11 protein-coding genes are annotated in these 13,369 nt (G+C 47.8%); 2 read left to right on the top strand and 9 right to left on the bottom strand.

Annotated elements, in window-relative coordinates; translation table 11 throughout:
* Positions 1–21 precede the first annotated feature (21 nt).
* From BUA17_RS02595 to BUA17_RS02575, 5 genes are all read right to left on the bottom strand, one after another.
* The gene (locus BUA17_RS02595; RefSeq protein ID WP_063563323.1) at positions 22–480 is read right to left on the bottom strand and encodes an OsmC family protein; all 459 of its coding nucleotides are present in this window, start codon (positions 478–480) and stop codon (positions 22–24) included.
* Positions 481–499: 19 nt separating this feature from the next.
* Positions 500–1,267, bottom strand: a complete 768-nt coding sequence (locus tag BUA17_RS02590) for a DeoR/GlpR family DNA-binding transcription regulator (protein WP_072732501.1) — start codon at positions 1,265–1,267, stop codon at positions 500–502.
* A 150-nt stretch (positions 1,268–1,417) separates the two neighbouring features.
* Positions 1,418–2,548 (bottom strand): NADH-dependent flavin oxidoreductase, encoded by a 1,131-nt coding sequence (locus tag BUA17_RS02585; RefSeq protein WP_072732500.1) that lies wholly within the window; start codon positions 2,546–2,548, stop codon positions 1,418–1,420.
* Positions 2,549–2,798: 250 nt separating this feature from the next.
* Positions 2,799–3,476, bottom strand: coding sequence for an SOS response-associated peptidase (locus BUA17_RS02580; RefSeq protein WP_063563320.1), 678 nt, complete (start codon positions 3,474–3,476; stop codon positions 2,799–2,801).
* A 110-nt stretch (positions 3,477–3,586) separates the two neighbouring features.
* Complete coding sequence (locus BUA17_RS02575) at positions 3,587–4,426, bottom strand: helix-turn-helix transcriptional regulator (protein WP_072732499.1); 840 nt, start codon at positions 4,424–4,426, stop codon at positions 3,587–3,589.
* Positions 4,427–4,618: 192 nt separating this feature from the next.
* Between BUA17_RS02575 and BUA17_RS02570 the strand changes: the two genes are divergently transcribed.
* Positions 4,619–6,613, top strand: coding sequence for a beta-galactosidase (locus tag BUA17_RS02570; RefSeq protein ID WP_139295603.1), 1,995 nt, complete (start codon positions 4,619–4,621; stop codon positions 6,611–6,613).
* Positions 6,614–6,730: 117 nt separating this feature from the next.
* Here BUA17_RS02570 and BUA17_RS02565 read toward each other — a convergent pair whose 3' ends face one another.
* The 3 genes from BUA17_RS02565 to BUA17_RS02555 form a co-directional block, all read right to left on the bottom strand.
* The gene (locus tag BUA17_RS02565; protein WP_072732498.1) at positions 6,731–9,280 is read right to left on the bottom strand and encodes a beta-mannosidase; all 2,550 of its coding nucleotides are present in this window, start codon (positions 9,278–9,280) and stop codon (positions 6,731–6,733) included.
* 259 nt (positions 9,281–9,539) lie between these two features.
* Positions 9,540–10,565, bottom strand: a complete 1,026-nt coding sequence (locus tag BUA17_RS02560) for a LacI family DNA-binding transcriptional regulator (protein WP_072732497.1) — start codon at positions 10,563–10,565, stop codon at positions 9,540–9,542.
* Between the two features lie 200 nt (positions 10,566–10,765).
* Entirely contained in the window at positions 10,766–11,713 is a 948-nt protein-coding gene (locus BUA17_RS02555; protein ID WP_072732496.1) for a DMT family transporter, read from the bottom strand.
* 165 nt (positions 11,714–11,878) lie between these two features.
* Here BUA17_RS02555 and BUA17_RS02550 point away from each other — a divergent pair, with 165 nt between their 5' ends.
* The gene (locus tag BUA17_RS02550) at positions 11,879–12,754 is read left to right on the top strand and encodes a LysR family transcriptional regulator (protein WP_072732495.1); all 876 of its coding nucleotides are present in this window, start codon (positions 11,879–11,881) and stop codon (positions 12,752–12,754) included.
* A 21-nt stretch (positions 12,755–12,775) separates the two neighbouring features.
* Here the strand turns inward: BUA17_RS02550 and BUA17_RS02545 are convergent, their stop codons facing one another.
* The gene (locus BUA17_RS02545; protein WP_072732494.1) at positions 12,776–13,258 is read right to left on the bottom strand and encodes a tetratricopeptide repeat protein; all 483 of its coding nucleotides are present in this window, start codon (positions 13,256–13,258) and stop codon (positions 12,776–12,778) included.
* Positions 13,259–13,369: the final 111 nt, after the last annotated feature.

Raw genomic sequence — 13,369 nt, 5'->3', positions numbered from 1 at the left:
AGCCGCCTACTCTTCAGTATATCACACCGCGTTAACGCCTGCTGTTATAATCACTGGCTGTGTCTCAATGGCGACGTTACCTGCTACCGCTCTGGAGATCATGCAGGAATCTTCTGCTTTATGTGCCAAGCGCTCCGCCTTCGTTACATCAGCATCAGATGCATCCGCTTTGAGCACAATGCGAGGTCTGTGTGTGATCCGTTCGTACGTAAATACGTTATTGGTAACATCCACCGTCGCTTCAGACTCCAGTGTCAGTTCATCTGGTGTAATATCCGATCGCTCCAGCATTGCTGCAAGTGTAATCAAATAACAGGTGGACGCTGCACCCAGCAGCATTTCATCCGGATTGGTTCCAGTACCCGGACCACCCATCTCCTGTGGAATCGAAATGACTGTTTTTAACCCGCCTGCATCAATATGCCCTTCACTATTACGTCCACCATTCCAAGTAGCTTTCAGGTGAAAAGGATGTTTCATTATATTCATTCCTTTCTAATTAGACACGGACACATGCTATAGATTGTTCATTCAGTGCGCCAACCTGCTCTTCCTCTAAGCCCAGATCAGTTATTACTTTTGCCACACTGCTGAGTTCAGCCACTCTTGTAAAAGCCTGCACGCCAAACTTGCTCGAATCCGCCAGCAATATAACTTCATCAGCTATGCTGATCATCTTCTGCTTCACCAGCGCCTGCAATTCATTCGACTCACTGATGCCCTTGGTCAAATGTACACCTTTGCAGGATAAGAAAACTTTATCCACATGATACGCATCAAGCGACCGTTCAGCTAGCGGCCCTACAAACGATAGGGACTTCGAAGCAAGCTGCCCGCCTGTCGCGATTACACGGATCTGTTCCTTGTTACTCAGCTCCGCTGCGACCTTAATGGAGTTGGTCAACACGGTGAGTGGTATGTTTGGCAGTCCTGCTGCCATATACCACGCAGTTGTACTGGCATCCAGCGCTATCCGGTCACCAGGCTCTACCATTTTCAACGCTTCGTCCGCAATTCTGCGTTTCTCTTCTGCATGAGTTACAGCCCGCTCCGGATAAGGGATCTCCGACTGCCCCTCTTCTTTATATTTTACGCTGACAGCCCCGCCGTGGGAACGTCTGAGCCTTCCCGCCTGCTCCAGCTTGTCCAGATCACGACGGATCGTCTCTTCCGTCACACCGCAGCGCTCACTCAGCTCGGTTACGCGCATACTTCCATGGGAATCTACCCATTCCACAATTTTCTCATAACGTTCAGCCACGAGCATCTTCATTCACTCCAAACCGTTGATTATCCAAGATGAATCCTGTTCATCCCATCATACCACAGTGCCCACGGAAGGAGAATTTCATCGAGGGCGCACAGGGTGCAAAAAAGAGGGAGCTTACGCTCCCTCCATTTCGAATGAAATTGTGTCTTATTTATCGTCAGCCATAGGGAACCAGCCCGGTGTGTGAATAATTGCATTCCACAGACCGTCAGGGATAACCAGACGTTCCTGATCCGATTTGGTGAGAATCGTCTCGATATCATCCTCAAGTCCACTTTCGATTTTCTCAACCCAATCAGGTTCGATAATCAGCTCACGGCCAATCGCAAGCAATGGCACACCACTCTGAAGAGCTTCGGCTGCCTCATCTGCCGTATGGATGGCACCTACGCCAATGACAGGCAGTTTACCATCCACGCGATCAAGGATAAATTCAATTCTGGAGCGAGTATCTGCTTCACCACGTCTTGGCTTGGACCAGAACTCGTTGACGGATACATGCAGGTAATCCAGATTTTTATCTTTCAGCGCATCAACCAATGCATACGTCTCTTCCATGGTCAGTCCCGGTGTTTCCGGCTCTTCTGGGGAGAAACGGTATCCAACGATAAACGGCAGTTTCGTATGTGTAGCTACAGCCTTCTGGACCTCATCCACCACAGCCAGTGGGAATGTGAGACGTTTCTCGATGCTTCCACCCCAACGATCTTCACGTCGGTTGGAATGCGGAGAGAAGAACTGCTGAATCAGATAACCGTTCGCACCATGAATCTCAACACCGTCGAAGCCAGCTTCAATGGCGCGGCGGGTTGCTTCTCCAAAGTCCTTGATGATGGACGTAATTTCGTCATCAGACAACTCTCTTGGTACAGGAGATCCCGGACGCTCACTGGCAACAGCGCTTGGAGCAGCGACTTGACCCGCTGGCACCGCTTGTTCTGGCGTGAGACGACCTGCATGGAAAATTTGCAGTACGGCTTTGGAACCTTGCTGCTTAATCGTATCGGCCAGACGTTTCAGACCGGGAATAAAGCTATCGTCATAACTTCCAAATTGAGCCGGAAAACCAATTCCATTCGCAGTTACATGGGTTACCGCTGTAACAGACATACCAGCACCGCCAGTACGACGTGCATAATAAGCAAGTTCAGCGTCTGATACAGTACCATCGGGATTTGAGGACATATGAGTCATTGGAGCGAGCACGATCCGGTTTTTCAGCGTAATGCCGCTTGGCAGTGAAACTTGTTCAAACATTGGGCTATACTTTGGATTCATTCGTGGTTCCCTCCTGATTTAATATCTCTTTTAATAGATATATGAATATATGCGTTCGCTTACTGTAATGATTATAGTTACGTTTCACTCACATTGCAACTTTTCATTTTCACCCCTTATCCATTCGATGCTTAAAGCTCACTGCTCCATTCACTCTCCGCCTTTTGTCCATTACACTTTTTTCTTCTTTCTCAACCCAAAAAGACGGAGTGTCTTACAACTCTCCGCCTCATAAAACTGCTTGCTTAGCTTAGAAACTGCGTACGTATGCCAGCTTCTGGTCCATTTCTTCCACACATTCATAGCAGTCATGCTCATCATTGGCTACCATAGGAGTTACCGGATACAGATTCATCTCTGTACTGTTGTAGGATTTCAACAACGGTAGCAGCTGTGTCACGCGTGTATTCGCCGGATCCAGCCAGGTATTGATCTCTTCTTCAGACAAAATCGCCGGCATTTTGCTGCCAAACTCCCGTGTAACCATGTTCGCCCCCGCCATCAGCATCGTGCAGGTACGCAGTGGCTGTTTGCGCGTATCTTTCCATACCTCGTATAATCCCGCTATGCCAAACAATCCGCGATCCGGCATAACCACTCGCACTGCATAGCTTTTCTTGCCTTCTTGACGCCAGTAATACAAACCATTGCATGGGATAACACAACGCTTCGTCTCTACCAGCTTGTAGTAGGCTGGATTCTCATGGACTGTCATGAGATTGGCGTTGACTGCATCGCGTCCCCAGAACGGAATGAATCCCCATCGGAACTCGTCCAATACCCGCTCACCATCCTGATGCAAAATAATCGGTGTATGCTGGGTTGGGCTGATATTGTAACGGTTTTTGTAATAATACATCACCCGTTGAATCTTAAAATGATCCCTGACCTCATCCAAATCGGCTGCCAACGAAAAACGGTTACACATGCTCAGGCACTTCCTTTCCCTGCTTGAATTGAATTTGATTGTATTGTTTGTAATAGCAGGGAAATTATGCATGCTTATATAGAAAGCATTAGTAATCGTGTGAAATCTTCCTATTTCCCAGTGCCTGAGCTATAGAGAAGCCTGAATTGCTGCGGGGTCATCCCGATATAGGTCCGAAACATGCGAATAAAATAACTGCTGTATGTAAATCCACACTGAGAAGCAATTTGTTTCACGGATAGTTCCGAGTCTACGAGCATTTTCTTCGCGGCCAGAATGCGGCAGTCCAGCAGATACCTGCCGGGCGGAACACCCATGATACTCTTGAACATGCGATTAAAATAATACACGCTGTATCCCGCTATATCCGCCATTTCAGCAAGACTTAGCGGTTGTGTGCAGTGACGACGAATATAATCGGCTGTTGAGCGGATTGTATCCTGATGGTTCAGTAATGACGTCCCTTCGATTGACTCCGAATTTCGTGCCAATTCAACTAGCAACTCATACAGTACCGCCGACAACTTCGGTTCATGCACACTCTCATAACCTTCACCGAGCTGGCATAATTGTTCATGCAACTCCTCGAAACGTTCCTCGCCAGAGAATGAAAAGAGCCACACTTTATCCGGATTCCGCAAGCCTAGCAGCCGCTCCAGATCGTGGGCTTGCAGATGAATCCATCTGATATCCCAGGGATCAGATGGATCGGCATAATACTGTTGCGCCTGTCCCGGCGCATATAGAAAACCTTGTCCAGCCGTTAATCGAACGCTGCCCTGCTCGGTTCTCACTTCACCCTGTCCGTTGAAAACCAGATGCAAATTATACTCTCGTATTCCGTGCGGACGATGTTCCTTGTGCTCTGGATCGAGATATCTTCCGTAGGCTACTGGATAACATGCATACCCTGCATGCCCGGGCTCCGGCATAAACCAATGGTTTCGCATATGTTCTTCCCCCAAAAATAGCAAGATCATGATACCCTATCGCAACATGTTATTATATTCCCCTCTCATTATCCATTATAAAATGAAATAGACTCGACACTCTTCCACAAGATGATGATAGTGGAGTCATTAAGCACTGGCTTGAGCGTGCATGAAAATCATTATGTTCCAGACCAAAGGAGATTAGCATACATGAACCAAAACCGACCTATTCAAATGGGTGTTGATTATTATCCTGAACATTGGGACCCTAATCTGTGGGAGCAGGATGCCCGATTAATGGCCGATAGTGGTGTACGTATTGTACGTGTGGGTGAATTTGCCTGGAGCCGAATGGAGCCTGCCGATGGACAATTCGATTGGACATGGCTTGATGAGGCGCTCGATACCCTTCATCGCAATGGGCTTCAGGTGGTGATCGGTACACCAACGATGACACCACCACGCTGGCTCACCGAAAAGTGTCCCGATATTCTGCCGGTGCTGCCAAGTGGACAGTTGTACCATGAAGGAGTGCGCGGCCACCGCTGTTATAACAGTCCGAGTATGCGGACGTACAGTGCACGAATTGTCCAGAAGCTGAGCGAGCGATATGCAGCACATCCGGCTTTGATTGGCTGGCAGACTGATAATGAATTCAGTTTCACGGATTGTCAGTGTACTGCTTGTTCAGAGGCTTTTCGCGAGTGGGTTCGAGCCCGTTACATTTCACTAGGGCAGCTCAACCAGGCTTGGGGTACTGTTGTCTGGAGTGGAGAATACAGCGATTGGGAACAGGTGACGCCACCATATGGCGGCTCTCCGTTTCAGAATCCTTCGTTCCTGCTGGACTACTCCCGTTTTCAGTCGGATTCCATTGTGGCTTTTCAAAGCATCCAAATCGAGATCATTCGGCATAACTGTCCCGATCATTTTGTCACTCATAATTTTCATAGCTATCCGCAAAAGGCAGATCAATATAAAATCGGTCAGGATCTGGATTTCGCTTCTTTTGATTACTATCCCAACCCTTCACCTAACAAAACGGACACCGCACCTTACAGTGGCGCTTTGTCGCTAGATCTGACACGTGGCATCAAACGCCGCAATTTCTGGATTATGGAGCAGCTTAGCGGACCTCCAGGATGCTGGTTTCCGATGTGGCGTACACCTCAGCCCGGCTTCTTGCGTGCTTACTCATGGCAGACTATTGCCCGTGGAGCGGATGCGGTCGTGCATTTCCGCTGGCGCAGTGCCACTATAGGAGCAGAACAGTTCTGGCACGGACTGATTGATCACAGCAATGTTCCAGGGCGACGGTTCAAGGAGTTTCAGCAACTGTGTACCGAAGTGAACAGTCTGGGTGAACGCCTGCAAGGCTCTACATTGCAGAACGAAGTCGCCATCCTGCATTCGCATGATCAGTTAAACGCTCTACGAATTCAGCCACAGGCGGATGGACTGGAGTACTACGAAAATATAAAAGTATGGCATCGTGCCCTGACCAAATGGGGAATCAGTACAGATGTCATCCATTCCTCGGAAGCGCTGGATTGCTACAAAATCATCATCGCTCCGCACTTGTATTTGCTGGATGAGAACACCGCGGAACGTCTGCAAGCTTTTGCAGCGGATGGTGGCATATTGGTCTTAACGCATCGCACCGGTGTCAAAAACGATAACAACGTCTGTGTCATGGAGCCACTTCCAGGTATGTTATCTTCTTGCTCGGGCGTGCGTGTTACCGAATATGATCCCGTCGGTGGTGACCAAATTCAGATTCGGGATGAGAAGGGCAATACATATGCTGCTTCACAATGGGCTGATGTGTTGGAACTGGACACGGCACAGGCGATTGCGGTTTATGCGGATCAATTTTATGCCGAAAGTGCGGCTGTCACCCAAAACAACTGGGGTAAAGGTGCTGTCTATTATGTAGCGACCCAGCCGGATGAAGCTTATCTGAGCCAGTTACTGCAAAACATCGCTGAACAATGTGGCCTGTCCGGGATTCAAACTCTTCCAGACGGTGTCCAGGTGACAACCCGCTCAGGACCGAATGGAACGTTTCGTTTCATCCTGAATTTAAGTCCTGAATCTGTCTCCATTCCGTTGCAAGCATCATACAAAAGTGCATTGGATGGAACTATGAAAGGACCTCGATTGGAACTGGAGCCGTATGATATCGAAATCTTGGAGATTCAATAATATGTAACATCTCTGCGCTTAAAACAAAATGAACCATGAAAAGGCCCGGGTATGCACATCAAGTGCATCCGGGCCTTAAAGAATTGGGCGTTAACAACATAAACCAATCTTACTTGATTACAATTTGATAAAGTCAGCCATGGAACGAACCTGGATGGCCCCCGCCTTGGAGACAGCACCATCAGATCCTTGCAATTCCCCTCTGGCGGTGAACTTGACCTTCACAGGAATACCCGGAATGAGGTCGAAGAAATTGTCCGAGAACACCCCTTCTGCCTCAGTAGAAATCCATACTTGTTTTGCAAGTACATCGCTTTCCAGGACCAGATGCACGCCATCATTCTCGGTAACTTCGGTTACCTTAATTTGCGCTGGTTGCAATGCAATATCCTTTGAAGGTGCAAAATAATGTTCCTGTGTGATGTCGGATGCCCCATCCTGCTTCAGATCAATACGCAGCAATGTTGTTGCAGCATCGCGACCTTCCAGCCATTCCGACTGGCTCAATGACAGCACCTGTTGACCAGAGTTGGATGCCAGAGCAACTTCATGCTCTTCCTCACGATATATTGTGCCATCAAAGCCAATCAGGCGTACCTGGAGTTTGCCTTTCACAGGTTCAAGCTGATCCGAGACCAAATAAATGTCTGTCACGTCATCCTTCGTACCATCTACCGATACCAAGATATCGCTGAAGCTGCGTTTGGCGTAATATTGCAACGCTTTCCAGCGTCCAAAGTAATCCATCCCCGCCCATGAAGCCACCGGCCAGCAATCGTTCATCTGCCAGTAGAGCGTTCCCATACAGAACGGTTTGCGACGACGGTGAGCCTCAATAGCTGTTTTCATCGCCTCAGCCTGAAGCACTTGGCTCATATAGAGAAAGGATGGGAAATCCTTCGGCTCATGCATGTACATATCCATGTATTGTTTAATCAGACGATTACCTGCCCCGTTCTTCTGATGCGCCAGCATGACTTCAGACTCCAATGCCAGATCCTCTTCCTCCGCATACTTGCGAACCGAATCATACTCAGGGAAGGACTGGAAGCCATACTCACTCATGAAGCGACCAACATGAACGTTGTAGTTCTCAAAGGGCTCCACATTATGCCACACACCCCAATAGTGGATATCCCCTTCAGATGTGGATGGGTGAGCATGCTGTTTCTCGTCTCCCGACAGTGATACCAGTGGTGAAGAAGGCCAATAATCCACACCAGGAGCATAGGCTTCCACCACTTCAGGCAAAAGATCATGGAAAATAGCTTCGTAATCCGCCCAAATGCGTTCTCTTTGCTCCGCGTTGTAATCTTTTTTCCAACCCCAGCCGCCATCCTCAATGTAATGTGCCCACGCTGAATCAATCTCGTTATTACCACACCACAGCACGATGCTTGGGTGATTACGCAGACGTTTCACATTATCAATCGCCTCATGCTTCACACTATTTAGGAAAGCCTCGTCTCCAGGATACATGCTGCATGCAAACATAAAGTCCTGCCATACGAGCAAACCATATTCGTCACACAACTCGTAGAATACGTTTTCTTCATAGAAGCCACCACCCCATACACGGAGCATATTCATGTTCGACTCGGCAGCAGATACAATCTCATGCAGATAGCGCTCACGTGTCACTTCTGTTATGAAGCTGTCATTAGGAATGTGGTTCGCACCTTTGGCAAACACAGCAACTCCGTTTAACTCAAAATAAAAGGATGCTCCCGCTTTATCTTTGTCACGAACCAGACGAATGGACCGAATACCCGTTTTGACTGTAGACTCAGCCACAGCCTGTTCGCCCTGAATCACTTCCGTATGGAAAGAATACATATGCGCGTCACCCAATCCGCGGCTCCACCACAACTTCGGCTCAACAATAGAGATTGGAACCTCCACAGTTTGGACGCCCGGTTTCAGGGTTACAGCCTGCTCCCAACTCTGTTCATCCGTTCCTACTCGAATAACTGTTTCTATCGATTGCGTAGATTCCACTTCCACGACCGCAGTGAGCGAAGCGGAAGCAGCGGTTACTTCATTTTGTTGAATGAATACATCATTAATTCGTACGTCCGTCCAGCCTTCAAGGCGTGCTTCGCGCCAGATTCCGCTGGTTACAAAACGTGGACCCCAGTCCCAACCATAGTGGTACGGGGCTTTCCGTGCAAAAATACTCACTCTTTTATCGCCTAATCCCCCCACGTCAGATTGATCATTCGATGCAGGAAGGGCATATCCTAGTTTCTCCAGCTTCGGCAGATCTTCATTGATCGGAGAACGAAAACGTATTCGGAGTACGTTGCCACTTGCCTTTACAACAGATTTCACGTCGACTGTCCACACCCGGAACATATTGTCTGCCGACAACAGATGTTGTTCATTCACATACACATCTGCATATGTATCCAGACCATCAAAGACCAGCTCCAGATGCTGCGACGACAATAGTGCCTCATTCACATCAAATTCCGTGCGATATTCCCAGTCTTTCTTATCGACCCATTGAATTTCTTTTTCGTTAGTTCCATAGAAAGGGTCCGGTATTTTACCCAGTTTCAGCAAATCCGTATGCACACAGCCAGGTACGTGAGCCGGCATCCATTCCTGATCCTTACAAGCCTTGAACGTCCAATTCTGAAAAGTCTGCGATTGTATTTTGCTCATGACAGCCTCCGTTATCATTGAATTATTTTTTTAAAAAAACATTTTGTTAGGTTTTGTTATTATAAAAACAAATAACTTACAAAACAAAATTAACATGATATGCTCAATTCAGTCAATCTGTTTTGTGGATTATTTCAAAAAAACATATCCGATAACAAAAAAAAGACATGAAGCCCAATCTCTCCATGTCTTTTCACCCCAAGTTTATAGGGTCCTGGCGTGTGTTAATATTACATTTCTAAATTTACGTTCGTTAGCTTCACGTTAAACTAGCATTGTACTCATCACGAATGATTAGTTCCGAATAGATCAGCTTTCTTTCAAAAGGCCCGTCCGGATGCTCCAACCGCCATAATAACTGGTCCACCGCACGTCTGCCCAGATTCTCCTTATCGATATGCACCGTAGCAAGAATAGGCTCATCTGCACGGGTATTATCAAACCCGGTTACTGCACAGCGCTCCGGCACCTCGATGCCCCTGCTTTGGAGTGCACCAATCACAACAGCGGCCATGTGGTCGTTGGCACATACCATCACTTCGGGGATATCCTCCATCTTCATGGCGATAATCGATTCCCGAATGTGATCCAGATCAGGTCCCAGCAAATCTGCTTGCTGCGAGACCTGCAGCTGCATCTCTTCCAGTACTGAACGATAGCCGAGCCATCGTTCTCTGAAACTGGCTGCATCAGGCAATTCGCCAGCAAACTGTAGCCGTCTGTAGCCCTTTCCAACGAGCATCAACACCAGTTCCTGCATACATTTCATGTTATCTGTAAACACCGTATCTCCATGAATTGCCGGGTCTTCATGATCAACCATCACAAGTGGAATATGCAGTCGATAAATCTCGAGCAATACGGATGTGGAAATGGAACCGACAGTTATAATACCGCTGATGGCTTCAGGATTCAGCACCGAAAACATGCGATCTGAGGAAGGTTCCGTCAAGGTCAGGATATCCATGCCCTTCTCATTCAGGCGTGCAGATATTCCCTCAAAGATGGGACCCCAGTACAGGGAGGATCGATTCTGCGAACGAATGTTAGGAAACAAGATCAGAATAGTCCCCTGTCTGTCTATCTTCATCTCCTGTTCAGCAGGGGTTTCCACTAGGAAACGTTTCGGTTCAGCTTTGAAATATCCGAGCTGTCCTGCCGTTCTGACAATCATCTCCCGGGTATGTTCACTGACACCAGGTTTACCGGTTAACGCACGAGAGACTGCGAATTTGGACACCCCCGCAGCATCGGCAATTTGCTGCATGGTTACTCTTTTGGCCATCCTTCTCACCCGTTTTTCCTTTATTTTTCATTTAGTGTAGCATAAAAAAAGAGATTCAACAAAACAAGTTATGAAAAAATTCATTTTGTTAGGTTGATAATTTGCTAGGGATTCTGAATCTCTGCTGGATAAATAACAAAAAAGTTCCTCCAACACCTTCACAATGAAGATGATGGAAGAACTCTTGCTTTATTTCAAAATCATACACCCGGCGCTCCCTGATCTCCCAGTTCGGTCTGTAATGCCGTCCGCTTTCTGCGCCAGAATAACGGATAAGGGACTCTGATCTCTGTAATCAGAACACCAATGAGCATAAGTGCTGCACCCGCATACCCTTGCAGAGTAAGGGACTCCCCTTGAAAGGTAAACGCAAATGCTGTTGCAAACAGTGGTTCAAGCGAAAAGATCAGACTCGTTCTTGTTGGTGAAGCATGCCGCTGGGCAAGAGTCTGCAAAATGTAGCCAATGCCGCTGCACAGTACTCCCAGACCCAGAATGGCCGCCCAAGATTGAGGTGTGTCAGGTAAACGTGGTGTCTCCAGCACAAATGTACCTGCCAGCCCCCACAGGGCTGCAACGCCCAGTTGAACCGTTCCCAGCGTTAGTGGATCATGCTTCGGCGTATACTTGCCAGCAATCATAATGTAGATCGCGTACATTAATGCTGCGAGAATGCATAGGATATCCCCCATGTGCAGGCTAAGCTCATGTTGAAGTGTCAACAATGCGAGCCCAATTACCGCCACGAGAATACTTATCGTTAACCGCAAGTCTGGCATTCTGCGATGCAGAATTGTCGTCAGGATGGGCACAAAGATCACTGCCAAACTGATCAAAAATCCTGCCTGGGAAGCCGTAGTGCGCTGTACTCCATAAGTGATAAATACAAAGGCCGCAAATAACGCTGTTCCCATAATAGCCCCTGCTGCAAGCGTTCCTCGATCCATTCTGAACAGTCGCCGATGGAAAAGGACAGCTGCCGCGATAAAGGCAATTCCAAACCGGAAAGCGACCAGATTCAATTCCTGCATGGATTCCAGTCCTGATTTCATAAACAGATAGGATGATCCCCATATTACCGTTGCGAGCAGCATCTGCAAATCTGCTCTTCTTGATGCCTGACCTTGTGGTGCACGTACTCCGTTCATCTTGCTTCTACCTTCATTCTATGTATTGTAATCTAACCGAGGCTCTATCGAACTAACTCGCCTTGGCAAGTATAAACGATCTCTTTGCATTATAAAAATGAATATTTATAATAGTTAATATGAAATAAATTCATGTATTAAATGAAGAGAGGAACGGAATCTTTCATGTCATTGGTCAAATACGAAATTTTGAATGCCGTAGTGGAATACGGCAGCCTCACCAAAGCAGCAGAAGCATTGAATATTACCCAATCAGCGGTCAGTCATGCGATCGCCAGTCTGGAGACCGAGTGTGGTTTTTCGCTGCTGAATCGAGGCCGCTCTGGTGTACGACTAACTGCCGAAGGGGAACGGATTCTGGGCTATACTCGTGAAATTCTGCGTTGGACGGAACTGATGAACCAGGAAATTTCGTTGATTCGTGGCGCCGAGATTGGAACCGTTCGTATTGGCACATTCGCTAGTGTATCCACGCAGTGGCTGCCTGGCATCCTGAAGCAATTTCGCCTCGGTCATCCCGGAATCGAGATTAAGCTGTGGGAGGGCGACTACGCAGAAATTGAAGGCTGGCTGGCTGGAGGTGCCATCGATCTTGGCTTTCTGTCCCTTGGCGATTCTTCGCCTTTTGAGACAATTCCATTACAAAAAGACAGGATGATGTGCATCCTGCCTCTGGAACATCCACTCTCTACGGAGAAGTCTGTCTCATTTGATGTATTGCTGGAACAGCCCTTTATTTTACCTAAATGGGGTGGTGATAACGAGATTGAACGGTTGATCCGACAGCATGCGGCCAAGCTGAATGTGGTCTATGAGGTCGCCGAAGATCAGGCCATCATGGCGATGGTTCGAAACGGTCTTGGCATCAGTCTTTTACCTGAAATGGTTCTTCAACACCATACGAACGAGCTCGCTCTTGTTCCACTCACTGGAGATCCTTATCGTACCATTGGCATCGCTTGCCCGTCTCTCACCAATCTGTCCCCCGCTTCACGTCGTTTTATTGAAGCGGTACAGGAATGGATAACTCCATCGTTATAATCGGTCCTCCGTTGACTCAACCTAATCCCATACCCGATCCAGCTGGTCTGCATAGAAACGGATGGCTCTGCTGTAGTCGGTTATTCCCTTATCCTTTGATGTATCAGCCAGTTGTACCAGCAACCGCTTCATTGCCTCCGCATGCTCGCCCAAATTGTAGAGCACCATGGCAAGAAAAACTTCAAATTCCCGGTTTTCCGGGAATTCACTTAATCCCTTTTCAAACCAGACCTTCGCCTGCTCGTACTGCCCCAGAGTCCGATATGTGCTGCCAAGTCCGAGTATGGCACCTGTCCTGTCCTCAACCGAAAGCCCTAGACTTAGAGCCTTCTCATAATGCGGTACCGCTGCCCGCTCCAGTCCAAGTGAATCATGAGCCCAAGCCAGCTGGTACCAAACCTGTGCATTGTCTGGTTCCTGTAACGCCAGTTCCTGCAGCAGCTCTATCGCCTCCTGCATTTTCCCCTCCGTTCTCAAGAGGATAGCCTGCTGTAAATCCTTCATCTACTCCACTTCCCATTCTTCCAAAATCATTTTCCAAAGTATAATTATAGCAAAAAAACACCCCGAGAAGTATGCCGGAACAACCACAGGTTGTCCAAGTCTATTCTACAG

It is taken from the genome of Paenibacillus sp. ov031 (assembly GCF_900143165.1).
In the GTDB taxonomy this organism is placed as follows: Bacteria; Bacillota; Bacilli; order Paenibacillales; family Paenibacillaceae; genus Paenibacillus; species Paenibacillus marchantiae.
The sequence above is the reverse complement of the archived record's forward strand: the minus strand, read 5'-3'. Positions and strand labels throughout refer to the sequence as shown.